The organism is Natronolimnobius baerhuensis (assembly GCF_002177135.1).
GTDB classification, from domain to species: domain Archaea; phylum Halobacteriota; class Halobacteria; order Halobacteriales; family Natrialbaceae; genus Natronolimnobius; species Natronolimnobius baerhuensis.
The window spans coordinates 1200221-1215991 of record NZ_MWPH01000002.1 but is presented as its reverse complement, the minus strand read 5'-3'; the positions used below and the strand labels follow the sequence as shown (position 1 = coordinate 1215991).

At 62.6% G+C, this 15771-nt stretch carries 15 protein-coding genes; 7 read left to right on the top strand and 8 right to left on the bottom strand.

Translation table 11 applies throughout. The features are described 5' to 3' along the window. The gene (locus B2G88_RS12350) at positions 1 to 1029 is read right to left on the bottom strand and encodes an AAA family ATPase (protein ID WP_054863898.1); all 1029 of its coding nucleotides are present in this window, start codon (positions 1027 to 1029) and stop codon (positions 1 to 3) included. Positions 1030 to 1270: 241 nt separating this feature from the next. Next, a complete protein-coding gene (locus B2G88_RS12345) occupies positions 1271 to 1465 on the bottom strand; it encodes a cold-shock protein (RefSeq protein WP_054863897.1) in 195 nt (64 codons plus the stop codon). A 130-nt stretch (positions 1466 to 1595) separates the two neighbouring features. Between B2G88_RS12345 and B2G88_RS12340 the strand changes: the two genes are divergently transcribed. Then, positions 1596 to 2138: a D-lyxose/D-mannose family sugar isomerase gene (locus B2G88_RS12340; protein ID WP_054863896.1), complete on the top strand. Its 543-nt coding sequence runs from the start codon at positions 1596 to 1598 to the stop codon at positions 2136 to 2138. Between the two features lie 34 nt (positions 2139 to 2172). Here B2G88_RS12340 and B2G88_RS12335 read toward each other — a convergent pair whose 3' ends face one another. After that, entirely contained in the window at positions 2173 to 3258 is a 1086-nt protein-coding gene (locus B2G88_RS12335; RefSeq protein ID WP_087714898.1) for a PAS domain-containing sensor histidine kinase, read from the bottom strand. A gap of 139 nt (positions 3259 to 3397) precedes the next feature. Here B2G88_RS12335 and B2G88_RS12330 point away from each other — a divergent pair, with 139 nt between their 5' ends. Continuing rightward, positions 3398 to 4369, top strand: a complete 972-nt coding sequence (locus B2G88_RS12330; RefSeq protein ID WP_087714897.1) for a mannonate dehydratase — start codon at positions 3398 to 3400, stop codon at positions 4367 to 4369. A 36-nt stretch (positions 4370 to 4405) separates the two neighbouring features. On the opposite strand, the gene B2G88_RS12325 is transcribed toward B2G88_RS12330, so the two are convergent. Beyond that, entirely contained in the window at positions 4406 to 4633 is a 228-nt protein-coding gene (locus B2G88_RS12325) for a DUF7573 domain-containing protein (RefSeq protein ID WP_054863904.1), read from the bottom strand. A gap of 138 nt (positions 4634 to 4771) precedes the next feature. Between B2G88_RS12325 and B2G88_RS12320 the strand changes: the two genes are divergently transcribed. Beyond that, complete coding sequence (locus B2G88_RS12320; RefSeq protein WP_087714896.1) at positions 4772 to 4966, top strand: hypothetical protein; 195 nt, start codon at positions 4772 to 4774, stop codon at positions 4964 to 4966. A gap of 17 nt (positions 4967 to 4983) precedes the next feature. Here B2G88_RS12320 and B2G88_RS12315 read toward each other — a convergent pair whose 3' ends face one another. Continuing rightward, the gene (locus tag B2G88_RS12315; RefSeq protein ID WP_087714895.1) at positions 4984 to 6000 is read right to left on the bottom strand and encodes a 5,10-methylenetetrahydromethanopterin reductase; all 1017 of its coding nucleotides are present in this window, start codon (positions 5998 to 6000) and stop codon (positions 4984 to 4986) included. Further along, positions 6000 to 6782, bottom strand: coding sequence for a coenzyme F420-0:L-glutamate ligase (locus B2G88_RS12310; RefSeq protein ID WP_087714894.1), 783 nt, complete (start codon positions 6780 to 6782; stop codon positions 6000 to 6002). The genes B2G88_RS12315 and B2G88_RS12310 overlap by 1 nt, the downstream gene beginning before the upstream one ends. 383 nt (positions 6783 to 7165) lie before the next feature. Here B2G88_RS12310 and B2G88_RS12305 point away from each other — a divergent pair, with 383 nt between their 5' ends. Continuing rightward, positions 7166 to 8623, top strand: coding sequence for an ATPase domain-containing protein (locus B2G88_RS12305; RefSeq protein WP_087714893.1), 1458 nt, complete (start codon positions 7166 to 7168; stop codon positions 8621 to 8623). Between the two features lie 107 nt (positions 8624 to 8730). Continuing rightward, the gene (locus B2G88_RS12300; protein ID WP_054863895.1) at positions 8731 to 9735 is read left to right on the top strand and encodes a sensor histidine kinase; all 1005 of its coding nucleotides are present in this window, start codon (positions 8731 to 8733) and stop codon (positions 9733 to 9735) included. Between the two features lie 199 nt (positions 9736 to 9934). On the opposite strand, the gene B2G88_RS12295 is transcribed toward B2G88_RS12300, so the two are convergent. Together B2G88_RS12295 and B2G88_RS12290 are read right to left on the bottom strand one after the other, a co-directional pair. Beyond that, a complete protein-coding gene (locus B2G88_RS12295; RefSeq protein WP_087714892.1) occupies positions 9935 to 11539 on the bottom strand; it encodes a hydantoinase B/oxoprolinase family protein in 1605 nt (534 codons plus the stop codon). Next, positions 11536 to 13617, bottom strand: coding sequence for a hydantoinase/oxoprolinase family protein (locus B2G88_RS12290; RefSeq protein WP_087714972.1), 2082 nt, complete (start codon positions 13615 to 13617; stop codon positions 11536 to 11538). Before B2G88_RS12290 ends, B2G88_RS12295 begins: the two co-directional genes overlap by 4 nt. A 194-nt stretch (positions 13618 to 13811) precedes the next feature. Here B2G88_RS12290 and B2G88_RS12285 point away from each other — a divergent pair, with 194 nt between their 5' ends. After that, a complete protein-coding gene (locus B2G88_RS12285; RefSeq protein ID WP_087714891.1) occupies positions 13812 to 14003 on the top strand; it encodes a hypothetical protein in 192 nt (63 codons plus the stop codon). Between the two features lie 125 nt (positions 14004 to 14128). Continuing rightward, positions 14129 to 15538, top strand: a complete 1410-nt coding sequence (locus B2G88_RS12280; RefSeq protein WP_087714890.1) for an NUDIX domain-containing protein — start codon at positions 14129 to 14131, stop codon at positions 15536 to 15538. The last annotated feature ends 233 nt before the right edge of the window (positions 15539 to 15771 follow it).

Below are 15771 nucleotides of genomic sequence, written 5' to 3'. Positions count from 1 at the left end.
TTACTGCTCTGGGGTCTCGACGGCGACGCGCTCGAGGGCCTCGCTGACGATAGCGTCACCGTCGCGGTCGTGATCGTCGACGCGAATCCGGTGGCTCAGGACGGCTGGGGCTTCAGCCTGGATATCGTCAGGGATGACGTACGCTCGGCCGCTCGTGACAGCGCGTGCCTGTGCGCCGCGCAACAGGGCGATTGTGCCGCGCGGACTGACGCCGATTCGGGCGTGCTCGCGCGTGTAGCCGACGAGTCGTGTCGCATAGTCTCTGATCGGCTGAGCAACGCGTGCGTTGGCGACAGTCTCGCGTGCACGAACAATCGTCTCCCGGTCGGTGATCGACTCGAGCGATTCGATTGGGTGGTCGCCGACGGTTCGGCCGAGCAACTCGGCTTCCTCCTCGGGTGTCGGATAGCCGAGGTGGAGCTTCTTCATGAATCGGTCGAGTTCGGCCAGTGGCAACTCGTAGGTCTGGTTCGGCTCGACGGCGTTCTGTGTCGCGATGACGGTGAAGGGGTCCGGAAGTGTGTGCGTCTCGCCGTCGACGGTGACCTGTTGTTCTTCCATGGCCTCGAGCAGGGCAGATTGGGTTTTCGGTGGCGCGCGATTGATCTCGTCGCCAAGCACGATGTTGCCAAAGACGGGGCCGGACTGGAACTCGAACTCGCGGTCTTTCTGGTTGAAGACGTTGACGCCGGTGACGTCGGTCGGCAGGAGGTCCGGCGTAAACTGGATGCGCCGGAACGTACAGTCGATGGAGGTCGCAATTGCGCGCGCAAGCATCGTCTTGCCGACGCCTGGAACGTCATCCAGCAGGACGTGCCCGCGTGCGAGCAATGCGAGACTGACGTGCTCGATAACCGCCTTGTGGCCGACGATGACCTGCGAGACGTTGTCTTCAATCGCCTCGTGGAGCGTCGCGACATCGTCGACCGGCAACGGCTCGGCCGTGTCGCTGTCGGTCTGCAATCCGGCTGTCGCCGCTCCGTCGGTCTCGGCATGCGCCGGCGCAGGTGTCGGGTCAGGATCAGTCATCGTGGCAGTACCAACTCGAGGCGGGGGTCGGCTGCGGGGACGGGCGTCGCATCGGGTGCACTGGTTGTCTGTCTCCGTTTCAGGGGTTGGTAAATATATGCTTTGTGTCAACGTATGAATGGAAGCGTTGCAACCGCCGACCCGCGGTGCTGACAGATCCTCGAGAACACCACTACAAAACCACGAGTGCTGTTGCTCACCGGTCGTAATAATCAGAGAACGATACCTCGACTGAATCAGCTCACAGTCGTTCGACGTTCGTCGCGCGCGGGCCTTTATCGGCCTGCTCGATGTCGAACTCGACTTCTTGTCCTTCCTCGAGATCGGGACCGCCGACGTCTTCCATGTGGAAGAACACGTCGTCGTCTGACTCCTCGCTCTCGATGAACCCGTAGCCGCCAGTGTCGTTGAAGAATTCGACCGTACCTTTCGCCATTGCAGGTTACTAGAGCCGCGACTGAGATATAAATGTTCGGGGCTCAAACGACGGGTTCGACCCAGCACCGCCGAATATGACCCAGAGCAACCCGCTGGCTTTTTTGGATCGTCCGTGTGAGTTTTACTCGATGACCACCGATTCGACACGAGAAGACGTCACACAACGCGCACTCGAGCTCATCGCAGATGCCGGCATCGTCCTGACTGAGGCGGAACAGGCTGACCTCGAGATTGCCGATTTCGGCTTTGATGACCTCGAGACCATCGGCACGCAGATCCATACCTACGTCAACACGGATCGCTACTGTGCGAAAGAACTCGTCCAGTTGCCGGGCCAGACCTGTCCCGAGCACCGCCATCCGCCCTTCGACGGCACGCCGGGCAAACAGGAGACGTTCCGCTGTCGCGCGGGCACCGTCTCGCTGTTCGTTGAAGGCGAACCGACCGACGAGCCGACGGTCGAGCCGCCAACGCGCGAGGAACACTACACTGCTGAAAAGGAAATCGTCCTCGAGGCCGGCGATCAGTACACGATTCCGCCGGATACGAACCACTGGTTCACAGGCCACGACGAGGGCGCTGTCATCTCGGAGTTCTCCTCGACAAGCGTGGACGAAAAGGACGTCTTCACCGATCCGAAAGTCGACCGTCTTTCGGGAATCGACTACTAAGAAGGTACAGTCGCATCGGTCCTTGAGCGAGCGATCACGTGTCCGCTGCTGGGAGCGTAAACGAAAACGTCGAGCCGTCGCCGGGGGCGGACGAAACCCAGATTTCGCCCCCGTGTCGTTCGACGATCCGCTTACAGAGTGCGAGGCCGATCCCCGTCCCGCTGTACTCCTCGTGGCTGTGGAGCCGCTGGAACACCTCGAACACCCGGTCCGTCTCGTCTGGATCGATCCCGATTCCATCGTCACTGACCGAAATGACCCACTCGTCTCCCTCACGCTGTGCGCCAATCGACACCTGCGGCGTCTCCTCGCCGCTGTACGTGATGGCGTTGTCCAACAGGTTCTGGAAGAGTTGACGGAGTTGGCTGGCATCCCCGTCGACGGTCGGCAACGACTCGGCGGTGATCTCGGCACCGGTTTCGTTGATCTGGATCTCGAGATCGGTCAGCACATCCTCTAGCACCGCTTCGAGCGAAACCGACTCGAAGGACTTGCCCTGCGTTTCGACTCTGGAGTACGCAAGCAGGCCCTCGATCATGGCCTCCATCCGCCTGGCACCGTCGACCGCGAACTCGATGAAGTCTTCGGCGTCCTCGTCGAGTTCGTCGCCGTACCGATTCTCGAGTAGTTGCAGGTAGCTGGTGACCATCCGCAGCGGCTCCTGTAAGTCGTGGGAGGCGACGTATGCGAACTGCTGGAGGCGCTCGTTGGACGCCTCTAATTGCTGCTGGTACTGGTAGCGGTCAGTGATGTCGAAGTGTGCGACAGCGACGAATCGCTGCCCATCCTCGGTGAACTGCGCTGCCCGCATGAGAAACCACCGCTTTGTTTCGGGCGAGTGACAGGGATATTCGAACTCGAAGAGTTCTCTCTCCCCCGTTAGAATCTCGGCTAACCCCGCGGCAGCAGTTTGGGCCGTCTCCGTCTCCGCCTGTCTGGTAATCTCGAGGTAGTTGGTTCCGATTGTATCCGGTTGAGCGTCGATGTCGTTGGCCTTGCCGAATGCTTGCCAGGCGTCGTTCGTGTACAGAATCGTCCCATCGGTATCGAGGATCGCAAAATTGATCGGGAGTGTTTCGACGGCCGCTGGAATGAGCGTTTTTGGCTCCCGGAAGTCCATACCGTGTTCAATTGATTGGCGGAAAAAACGTTGTTCCTTACGTGTCTAGAAACTCACAATATTGCGCTGAGACGGCCCGCTTCGCTCGGTGACTCTCCCGCTTGGTAAGATATATACAATCGGCCCCAAATCGCTCGCTATGGTCACACCATCCCTTATTTTGCCGCGCCAGCCCGACGAACGCTGGCAGCAAGCGAAACAACTCGGCGTTGACAGCGTCGTCGTCCACACCCTCGAGATCGGCGATAATCAGAGCCAGTGGACGTATGACGAACTCCGCGCGATGCAAAACTGGTTCGTCGACGCTGGCCTCACCATCGACGTCATCGAGGGCAGCGTCCCGATTCCGGACCGCGTCCGCCTCGGCGAGGAGGGCCGCGACGCCGACATTGCGGAGTTCAAACAGTTCCTGCGGGACTGTGGCGACGTCGGCATCCCGGTCGTCTGCTACGACTGGATGGCCGGCACCCGCTGGGCGCGCACCGAAGCCCACCTCGAGTCCCGCGGCGGTTCCTACGTCACCGGCTTCGACACCGACAAACTCGGCTCGCCCGACCACCGCGAAGCCGCCGACGTCACCGCCGAGCAACTCTGGGAGGCCCTCGAGTACTTCCTCGAGGAAGTCACGCCCGTAGCGGAGGAAGCCGGCGTCAAACTCGGACTGCACCCCGATGACCCGCCCCGCGAATCGCTCGGCGACATGCCCCGGATCATCAACAGTCCCGAGGCCTACCAGCGCGTAGTCGATAGCTACGACAGCGAGTACAACGGGATCACGTTCTGCCAGGGCAACTTCGCCGCGATGGGTGTCGATATCCCCGAGACGATTGAACGCTTCGGCGAGAAGATCAATTTCATTCATTTCCGCGACGTGGAAGGCGACCGGAACCGCTTCGTCGAAACCTGGCACGACAACGGCCCGACGGACATGTTCGCCGCCATGCGAGCTTACGAGAAACACGTCGACGACGACGTGCCGATGCGTCCCGACCACGTCCCGACGATGGCCGGCGAGGACAACTCGAACCCCGGCTACCACATGCTCGGTCGCCTGTTCGCCATCGGCTACATGCGCGGCCTTCGCGAAGGAAGTCAGGCCCTCGAGAACTGAGCCGGAGCGTTTCGATTCTCCCGATTTCGGCGCTGCCTACCACTCCTTGCAGTCCGGACAGACGAACGCGCCATCGTCTCGCCAGACGCGTTCGCTTTCTGCGTCACAGCGAGTGCAGACGTACTCGCCCCAGGCGTACGTCGCGAGTTCGGTGGCCGCTGTCGCTTCGCTCTCGTCCTCCTCGCTGCCACCCGCTCGTTCGCCGTCGACCTCGTCTGCAACCCCCTCACTGCCAAAATCGGAGAGTCTTGTGTCGTCGCTCATACCCCGTTGTACGGTGTGTCTCTGTTTAGGGCCACCGGCTTCACACGAACGGGTGGTGTCCGTTGCGTTTGATCCGACAGCCGTCAGACTCGAGTCGGGACCGGCACCGCCAAGTACCATCGTTTGCAACCTCCACACATGGACACCACCGTTCCACTCAACGTCATCATCGACAACATCATTGAGATGAACGACCACTTCACCGAAGTCGCAATGGGCGATGGCCTCGCGCCCCTGCTCGTCCTCGCCGGGACACTGCTCATTGTCGCTGCACTCGGCGTCTTCGGCGTCCTGACACTCGGTGCCGTCGGTAGCCTCTTTACCTCGAACTAACGCGACACGCACCGATTTTACTGCGACCTCGCACGCTCGAGCGCTTCGCTTGCGCGGCCAATCGCATCCTCGAGATCTGGGCCGAGCGGCGAGCCGACGACGATACCGTCGACGAACTCGAGGGCGGCCTCGAACTGCTCGGCGACCGTCTCAGTTGTGCCCGCGATACAGAAGGCGTCGATCATTGCAGGCGTGACGCAACCGAATGCCTCGCCGAGTTCGCCCTGCTCGAGAGCGTCGCTAACTGTACTCGCCGCCTCGCGGTCGATATCGTGGCGCTCGAGCACCGGTTCGGCCGCTGCACCCGCAATAAAGGCAACTGGTGGGCGAGCCGCTTCGCGCGCCTCGTCTTCGTCGGCGGCGACGCTGACGGAGGCGAACGCCAGCGCCTCGAAGTCGCCCTTTTCATTCGTTCGTTCCTCGAGTCCCTGCTCGAGTTGGCCTGCAGCCCACTCGAGGTCGCGCGGATGCGCCGCGTTGATCAACACGCCGTCGGCGTGTTTCGCGCTCATCCGTAGCATGTGTGGCCCCTGTGCACCGACATAGACGGGGAGGTTGCACTCCTCGAGGTTGAGTGAGGCGTCTTTTGCGGTGAACGTTCCCTCGTGGGTGACCGTCTCGCCGGCCCACAAATCCCGCGCAACATCGAACGTCTCGAGGACGCGCCGGAGCGGCCGGTCGTGCTCGACGCCGAGATTGGATAAGGCGGAGCGGTCGCCGGCCCCGATGCCGAACACGCCGCGCCCGTCGCTGACCTCGTCAATCGTCGCCGCCTGCGCGGCGAGTCGTACGGGATGGGTCTCGTAGGGGTTGACCACGCCCGGTCCAAGCCGAATCTCGTCGGTCGCACTCGCCATCCACGAGAGCGCGACGAACGGATCGCGATTGAAGTAGTGACTGCTCGAGAGCGCCAGATCGAACCCTTCGTCTTCGGCGAGCGCCGCGAGATCGGCGATCTCCTCGAGTGGATGCTCGGGCGTGAGTTCGATCCCCCAGGTCGGCGCGTCGCCGTCTGCTCCGATATCGGCCGGCATCAGGCACCACCCTTCCAGTCCCACTCACGAAGCGCCTGCCGAACGAGGTCGTCTTCAACTGAGCGGAACAGTTCGTTGCTCCCCTCGAGGTCGCCGAATTCCCAGTCGCTGACGACGACCGCCGGCACGCCGTCTGCGCCCTCGCCCGTGACGAGATTCGCCGCCGAGGCGAGTTCGTCGATCACGGACTGGACCGTGACCTCGAGTTCGTCGCCGTCGCGGTCCATCTCGCCGCGCCAATCCCGGCTTGCAGGCATGCCGGCCCAGCCGATGGCGACGCCGCGCTGGCCGTGACGGAACGGGCGGCCGCAGGTATCGGTGACAATGACGGCGATATCGTCGTAGCCGTGTTCCGCGAGTCCCTCGCGGATTCGCTCGGCGCTTTTCGTCGGTCGCTTCGGCAGGAGTAACAGGTCGTGGCCCGGCACGTTCGACTGATCGATCCCCGCGTTGACGTTGATGTGGCCGAATCGGGTTTCCGTGAGCAGGAAGGGACAGTCGATCAGGAGTTCGGTGCTCTCCTCGAGTACCGCCTGGGCGAATCGTGGATCTTTCTCCTCCTCCGTGAGGTCGCCGATTGTGTCGGCGATCTCCTGTGCGCGGGCGCTGACGGGGTACTCCTCGAGATCAGCGACTCGCCCCTCGGCTTTCGAGACGACCGTGCTCGCGACGGTGAGCACGTCGCCTGACTCGAGGTCGTCGCCGGCCCGTTCTGCGATGAGTTCGGCGAGGTCGTCGCCGGGACGGATTTCGGGCAGGTCCGTCACTGGCGTGAGTTCCATACCGGAGGGTGGGCGAGCGATGTGAAAAGGGCACCGTCACCGGACAATGGAACCATCGAGATGGGGAATGCTCGACGCCACCTCGCTGGTTCGGTTCCGCCCAGAGTCACCCTCGCGCTGCGAGCCAGAGTGCCGTCGTTCCCATCACAACGCCCGGCAGCATCACACTCAGTCCGACGATCCGAAACTCACCGTCGGCGACCTACGAAATAAAACGAGCCGCGATATCGTCGGTCTGCTCGCAAAGTTCGGATACTGTCTCGAGAGCGTTCGCCGACGACTGTTGTCTATCCATTGCCATTCGTGGCCACAGCCGACAGGGCTCCTATCAGCCGTTCTTCGTACAAATTTATTTGTGAGCCGTTCTTCCGAATGGATACTCTATGGGAACCACATTACAAACGATCAAGACCGGGGTTGGTGGACTTGATAAAATTCTCAACGGCGGATTGGTGATCGGCCGACTCTATCTCGTCGTCGGCCGTCCCGGGACTGGCAAGACCTTACTCGGGATGAAATTCCTTGAAACCGGTCTCGAGAACGACGAAACCGTGCTCTTCGTCCACGGTGAAGAGTCCGAAGACGAAATTCTCGCGAACGCCTCGAGTTTGGGTCTTGATCTCTCGAACGCCGAATTTCTCGATCTCGGTCCGGACTCCGATTTTTTCGAATCCGATAGCACTTACGACCTCGTAGACACAAAGGTGGTCGAATCCGAACACTTTATTGCGGAGATCAGGGCTGCAATCGAGGGGATCAACCCCGACCGCGTGTTACTCGATCCAATCTCACAGTTGCAATACATCGAGCCATCGGAGTACCAATTTCGCAAGCGCCTGATTTCGTTTATGCGATTTCTGAAAGGGAGGGAAACGACAGTCATCGCGACGAAGACGGACGAACCGTCACGAGCCGACGACGAAGTCCGGTCGTTGAGTGACGGCATCGTCGAACTCGAGCGCGGCGTCGATGGGCGGCGGATCGCCGTCCCCAAACACCGTGGCATCGGCCAACAGGACGGGAGCCACGGCCTCGAGATTCGCTCGAGCGGGTTCGAGGTGTATCCGAGTCTGGTGCCGGAACACAACTATCGCGAGTTCGATCCCGAACAGACGCCCTCGGGGATCGAGGCACTCGATACACTGCTCGGTGGCGGGCTCGAGCGAGGAACGGCGACGTTTATCACCGGGCCGACTGGCGTCGGGAAGACGACGACCGGAACTCAGTTTCTCTCCGCCGCGGCCGAACGCGGTGCCAACCCGGTGGCGTATCTTTTCGAAGAGTCACCGAAGACCTACATGCACCGATCTGACGCACTGGGCGTGCCAATTTCGGCACAACAGGAACGGGGAGCGCTGTCAATCGAAGCCATCGAACCACTCTCGATGTCGGCCGAAGAGTTCGCACAGCGGGTCATGACCCGAATCGATACCGACGACACCGACCTGATCATGATCGATGGCGTTGACGGCTACAAAGTCTCGATGCAGGGCAAAACGGATGAACTCGGCCAGAAACTCCACGCACTAATCCGGTATCTCAAAAACAGGGACGTGGCCGTCCTGCTTCTCGACGCCACGGATCAGGTAAGTGGCATGCCGAGTGCCTCGAGTGCGAACATCAGCTACATTGCGGACACTATCATCTATCTCAACTACGTCGAGATTGATGGGGAACTCCGCAAGGGGATTGGTGTTCTCAAAAAGCGTGCCGGGAATTTCGAGCGGTCGCTTCGGGAGTTTACGATCACACCGAACGGCATCGACGTCGGCGAGCCACTGACTGGGGTTCGTGGGATTCTCGAGGGGATTCCACAGAAATCGGACTCAACGGGCCGATAGGACAAAGTGCAGTTCACGCCGACTATGAGTGTGATCGGTATTGGGACTCGCTGGATCAACACACCGAACGAACCGCTGGCGGTACTGCCAACCATTTCACTGATCCGATGACGACCGAGACGACGAATACGGTTCAGTTGCTCGTCGCCGACGAGGCCAACAGAAACGCACTGGAGGGACTCCTCGAAGACCAGTTTACGGTCAGTACTGTGATGGACGAACTGATCGGTGATCTGTATCTGGTCGACGACCGGGCGTTCTCACAGTACCACGACCGACTCGAGCGATTGGATAGTGGGGCTGACCCGTCGTTTACTCCAATCGTCCTGATTCGACGGACCGAGACGACCGTCGACGAGTCACTGTTGACAGCCCCCGGGGACGACAGACCGCTTATTGATGATGTTGTCGATGCACCGGTTCAACAGCAGATACTCATCCGTCGACTCTCGAATCTGCTCGCGCACCGCTCCCAGTTCAATCAACTTGTCGCTCAGAACAATCGGCTCGATGAATTCGCGTCCGTTGTTTCGCACGACCTGCGAAATCCATTGAACGTGGCCATCGGCTACCTAGAGTCGATCCAAGATGACTACGATGACTCGCGACTTGCCGAAATCGAACACTCTCACGAGCGGATGGAGGCGCTCATTGATGATCTGCTCACAATCGCACGAGATGGGGGCGCTGTCGACGATATCCAGGCTGTTGACCTTGCAGCGCTTGCCGAAACCTGTTGGCGAACGGTCGACTCACCTGAGGCAACACTACGGACAGAGACAACCAGTCATCTTGCGGCCGATCCCAGCCGGCTCAAACAGTTGCTGGAGAATCTTATGAAGAACGCCGTAACCCATGGTGGAGATACTGTCACGGTTACTATCGGCGATCTTGAAGACGGATTCTATGTATCAGATGACGGTGCAGGTATCCCGCAGTCTGAGCGCGATCAGATATTCGATGCTGGCTACTCAGGTACCAGTGATGGGACCGGCCTTGGACTGAATATCGTCAGTAAGGTGATCAACGGCCATGACTGGGAAGTGACAGTGACTGAAAGCAATAGCGGCGGCGCACGTTTCGAAATTTCCACGGACTATAGTAGCCACTGAAAGTCAGTGCACACCCAATCGAACGACGGCTATGCGATTGGTGTGTAAACAGTTTCAGTTGTTACTATAGGTTCCACCCGAGTGAACGGACAGAACCAAGCACGGTAGGGAACGAGGCTTTTTCAGCGAATCAAAGTGTTCTGCCTAGCCAGAGAGAACCTGTCTGTAGCTACACGAGAAACCACATGATAGCAGCGGCTTATTGTGACTTCTCTGGATCGCCGTGCCCGCCCCCGCCCGGCGTCCGCACCGTGACGGTCGTCCCCGCTTCCACGTCAAGCGTTGTCTTCGCGGGCACAGTCTCCCCGTCGATGAGATTCTCGCCGACTGCACCGTTTTCGCCGCCGTCGACGCCCTTTGGCGCGTGACGGCGGCGCTCGGTCAACAGCGAGACCGTCGCATCCGACTCGAGGGTGACGCTGCGCTCGATGCCCATCCCACCCCGGTGCCGGCCGCGGCCGCCGCTTCCCTCCCGAAGCGCGTAGCGCTCGACCCGGAGCGGGTACTCCGCCTCGAGGGATTCGACGGGCGTGTTCAGGGTGTTGGTCATGCCGACCTGGACGCCGTCCATGCCGTCGCGGTCGGATCGGGCACCGAAGCCGCCGCCGATGGTCTCGTAGTAGGTAAACGAGCCGTCGCGGCCGCCGATTGTGAGGTTATTCATCGTTCCCTGGCCCTGTGCGGGCACGCGGTCGGGTGCGGCCTGTGCGAGCGCTGCAAAGACCACGTCCGTCACGCGCTGGCTGGTCTCGACGTTGCCGCCGACGACCGCTGCGGGCGGCTCCGGATTCAACAAGGAACCCTCGGGCGCGTGTACACTGACGGGGTCGTAACAGCCCTCGTTCGGCGGGATTTCGGGGTCCGTGAGACAGCGCACGACGAAGTAGACTGCACTCTGTGCGACCGACAGCGGCGCGTTACAGTTGCCCGCGAGTTGGTCTGCCGTGCCCGCGAAATCGACCTCGAGCGTCGCGCCGTCGACCGTCACGGTGGCACAGATCTCGATATCTTCGTCGGTGACGCCGTCGCCCTCGAGCACGTCGGTCGCCCGATAGGTGCCGTCTGGCAGCGCCTCAAGTTCCGACTCGATTCGCTCGCGCGAGTAGTCGATGACGGCGGAAAAGCCCTCGAGGACGGTGTCGCGGCCGTGTTCGGCGAACAAGCTCTCGAGGCGCTCCGACGCGCGTTCGTTTGCGGCTTGCTGTGCCCGCAGGTCCGCCCGTCGCTCGCGCGGATTGCGGACGTTCGCGAGGATCAGCGAGCGTACGTCCGCGCGCGTCTCGCCGCCTGCGACGAGCCGTGTGGGCGGTATCCGGAGTCCCTCTTGATAGATTTCTTGCGCGCCAGCAGGCATGCTTCCGGGGGTCATCCCGCCAACGTCTGCGTGGTGGGCGCGGGAGACGGCGTAGCCGACGATTTCTGCGCTGTTCTCGCCGTCCTCGTCGCACTCGTTCGCTCGTCCGGCCGTACCAACGGCGAGCGGCGAGACCATCGTCACGTCCGGCAGATGCGTCCCGCCCGCGAAGGGGTCGTTGAGCACGAACACGTCGCCCGGCTCGGGGTCGCACTCGAGGACCGCGTCGACGGCTGCGGGCATCGCGCCCAGATGCACCGGAATGTGTTCGGCCTGGGCGATCATCCGGCCCTCCGCGTCGAACAGCGCTGTCGAGCAGTCCCGGCGTTCCTTGATGTTCGGCGAGTACGCTCCGCGGATGAGCGTCTGTCCCATCTCCTCAGCGACGCTTTCGAGTTGATTTCGCAGGACCTCGAGCGTCACCGGATCGATTGCGGAGTGCTCAGTCATCGGTCACTCACCTCCATCTCGTCCCGCTCGTCCGCACGCGTCAACACGAGCGTCCCGTTAGCCAGCAGTTCGCCCGCCCACGACGGCGGAACGACGGTCGTGCTCTCGGCCTGCTCGAGGATCGCCGGCCCCTCGAGCGTCGCTCCCGCCTCGAGTCGATCACGGTCGTAGACGGCGGTTTCTCGGGGTTCATCGCCGGTTTCCGGGAAGTACGCCTCGCGCGTTCCGACGCGTGCGTCGCCCGCGCCGTCGTGGTGGATCGCTGGATCCGAGCCCGGGACGGTCGCCGTCGCGCGCAGGTTGACGATCTCGATTGTCTCCTCGAGCGCGTAGCCGTAGGCGCGTTCGTGGGCCGCGTGGAAGCGCTCAGCGACGGTCTCGAGGTCGAGCGACTCGTCGACGTCGACGGACAGTTCGAAGCTCTGGCCCGCATACCGACAGTCCGCGCCGCGTTCGACCCGTGCGGCGTCAGGGTCTGAGGCGTCCGCGAGCACGTCCGCAACGAGGTCGTCGTAGACGACCTCGAGTGCCTCTGACTCTGCATCATCCAGTGTTGAACCAACCGTCCGGACGGCGTCGTAGCTCTCGTCGGCCGCCAGCAAGCCGAACGCCGAGAGCACGCCACCCGGTCGCGGGACGACGACGCGCCCGATCTCGAGGGAATCGGCCAGCGCTGCGGCGTGCATCGGCCCCGCGCCGCCGAAGCCCACCAGCGCGAACTCGCGCGGGTCGTGCCCGCGCTCGACCGTCACCGCGCGGATCGTTCGTGTCATCGTCGCGTTCGCAACCCGGTAGACGCCGCGAGCGGCCTCGAGCGGGCCGTCTAAGTCGGCCTCGGCTGCGAGTCGCTCGAGGGCCTCGCGGGCAGCGTCGATGTCGAGGGTCATCTCACCGCCCAGCGCGGTTTCGGGGCCGATGTAGCCCAGCACGACGTTCGCGTCGGTGACTGTCGGCTCGGTGCCGCCGTTGCCGTAGCAGACCGGCCCCGGATCGGCACCGGCAGAGCGGGGGCCGACCCGGAGCGCGCCGCCGGCGTCGACCCAGGCAATCGAGCCGCCGCCCGCGCCGACGGTGTTCACGTCGACCATCGGCGTTCGGATCGGGAGGCCGTCGATTTCGGCGTCCGTGGCCCGTTCGGCCCGTCCGTCGCGGACGAGGCTCACGTCGCTCGAGGTGCCGCCCATATCGAAGGTGACCAGCCCCTCGAGCGGGCCATCGTCGTCACTCTCCGCACCCCGCTCGTCCGCGTCGACTGTTGCTCCTGCACCCACGACGCCTGCTGCGGGGCCGGAGAGAACTGTCGTCACGGCGTGTTCGCGGACGGTTTCGGGGTCCGCGATGCCGCCGTTTGCCTGCATAATTCGCGGGGCTGGCAGTCCGTCCTCGCGTGCGTGCTCGACCAGCCGGCCGACGTAGTCGTCGATTGCCGGTCGCACGTAGGCGTCGACCGCCGTCGTCGACGTGCGCTCGAACTCGCGAAACTCCGCGAGCACCTCGTGGGAGGCCGACACTGGAACTGAAAGCTCTTCGCGAAGAACCTCGGCGACGGCCTGTTCGTTCGCCGGATCAGCGTAGGAGTGCAGCAGACAGACAGCAACGGACTCGACATCGCGCTCGCGGATAAGTTCGGCGAGGTCGCGGACCGCGTCCGGATCGACCGCGCGCTCGAGGCCGTCGGTCGTCGTCCGCTCGTCGAGTTCGAACCGTCGGTCACGGGCCACGAGCGGTTCGGGTTTCTCGGCCTCGAGATCGTACAGATGCGGCCGGTTCTGCCGGCCGATCTCGAGGACGTCTCGAAATCCCTCGGTCGTGATGAGTGCAGTCTTCGCGCCGTCGCGCTCGAGCAGGGCGTTGACCGAGACGGTCATCGCGTGGGCGAACTCGGCGATGTCGGCAGGATCGATATCGGTCTCGGCGCAGGCTTTATCGATCCCCTCGAGGACGCCGCGGTGCTGGGGATCGGTCGTCGGCACTTTCGCGGTGACGAGTCGGTCGCCAACGGAGAGCGCCACGTCGGTGAACGTGCCGCCAACATCGACGCCGATTCGGGCGTCGTCGGCGGTGGTATCGATGGTCATGGTTCGGTCATCGAACGCGACCCGCGTATAGTTCACGCACTGTCGGCCTCGAGTGGCCGACTCGGGTCTCTCATTTTGTCTGTCGCCGTCCGCTCGAGAAGCGATATGTGTCAGCAGTTCTATTGTTCTTCTATGGGTGCGTAACGCTCGTGTTCGAACTAGGGAGAGTACTGGCAGTGCTGACGCTTTGTTTAGTGCCGATTCTCGTCTCACTTCGCGGCGCATCGATCAGCGTCACGATTGCGTCTGGCGCGGCATCTGTCTCTCTGTTACTTGTTCTGTTCGTCTCCGAGTTTCCCGACGACTGGCAACTCCCTGTTGCGTTCGTGGCGCTCCTCCTCGCGCTCCCGAGTTTTCCCTACTGGATTCGAGCCGAGAACGCGTAGACGACGGCCGGTCTTGAACGCTGATCGACGACTGTCTCGAGGACTGATCGACAAAACAAGCCGAGCACCGCCTGGTGCTGTCGAATCCCGAAAGCGATTCCCCCGCGGGTGCCGTCGGTCGGCGTATGAGCGATGCGCACGATTCAGCGGCCGAGGGCGACGAAACGCACGTCGTCACCGCGTTTTGCCGCCACCGCGGGGAGGTACTGCTCTTGCGTCGCAGCGACGCCGTCGGCACCTATCAGGGGCTGTGGGGCGGCGCCTCAGGCTTCGCCGAAGGCGATCCCGGCGAACAGGTTCGCGTCGAGATCAGCGAGGAGACTGGCCTCGAGGACGACGCACTCTCACTCGTCCGCTCCGGGCGGCCGGTCCAATTCGAAGACGAGACGCTCGAGGAAAGCCGCGAGTGGGTGGTTCATCCGTACCTGTTCGATGTCACTGTCGACGACCCCGAAATCGAACTGAGCGACGAGCACGACGAGTTCGAGTGGGTGTCGCCGACGGCGGCGCTCGAGGGCGTTGACCCCGATATTCCGGTCGTCCCCGAACTCTGGACGGCCTACGAGCGCGTCGCGCCGACCGTGCGCTCGATCACCGCAGATGACGATCACGGTGCGGCTTATCTCTCGATTCGCGCACTCGAGGTGCTGCGCGACCGCGCTGGTTTGCTGGTCGCAGAGCGAGAAGAGAGCGAGACGACGGAGTCGCCTCGGAACGGCGACCGGGGGACTCGTGAGTCCAGCGTTGATTCCGACGGCGAACGCGAAGAACTCGCGGAACTCGCGAGCAGATTGCTCGAGGCCCGGCCCTCGATGGCCGTGCTTCGAAACCGGGTGAATCGGGTGCTGGCCGAGGCGTTGGAAAGCGACGACGAGGATGCTGACGATATCGACGCTGGCGCGCCCGCCGTCCTCGAGGCAGCCCACACCGGAATCGAGCGCGCGCTCGCGGCCGACGACGACGCGGCGGCGACGGCGAGCGAGTTAATCGACGGGTCGGTACTGACGCTCTCGCGCTCGGGCACCGTCTTCGAGGCGTTGCGTCAGGGCGAGCCGTCGCGGGTGTTCGTCGCCGAATCCCGGCCGGCACGGGAGGGCGTCGCCGTCGCGGAGGAACTGGCCGCAGACGAGGGACTCGAGTGTCCGGTTTCGGTTCACACCGACGCAGCCGTGGCTCACGTCCTCGCGACCGAGTCCGTCGACCGCGTCGTGGTCGGCGCGGACACCATCCGCGCGGACGGTGCGGTGGTGAACAAGACGGGGACGCGAGCCGCCGCTATCGCCGCCGCTCGCGAAGGAATTCCGGTGACGGTCGTCGCCGCGACGGACAAGGTCTCGACGCGGGAGGAACTCAACCTCGAGTCCGGCGACCGGTTGGCGGTGTACGACGGCGACGCCGCTATCGACGTGCTGAATCCGACGTTCGACGTGACGCCGGCCGACTGCGTGAGCGCGTTCGCGACCGAACGCGGCGCGCTCGAGGCCGACGAGATCAATTCAATCGTCGAGGAGTTGCGCGGACTCGAGGAGAGTTAGATCAAGTACGGCGGTTTCCCGTCCGTGAGCTTTTTGCGTCCGACACTCGAACCCCTGATCGGTGGCGATGACGAAAGTTACCCCCGCTTAGCCCCTTGTGATGATACGTTTCACTGAGCCACCATCGTTCCGCTATACAGAGAGCCATCTACTCGAGTAATTCACGCAGTGGAGAGTTACATAAACGGGCCTGTTGAAACTCTCTATGACTGATACAAACTGTCTGTCCACTC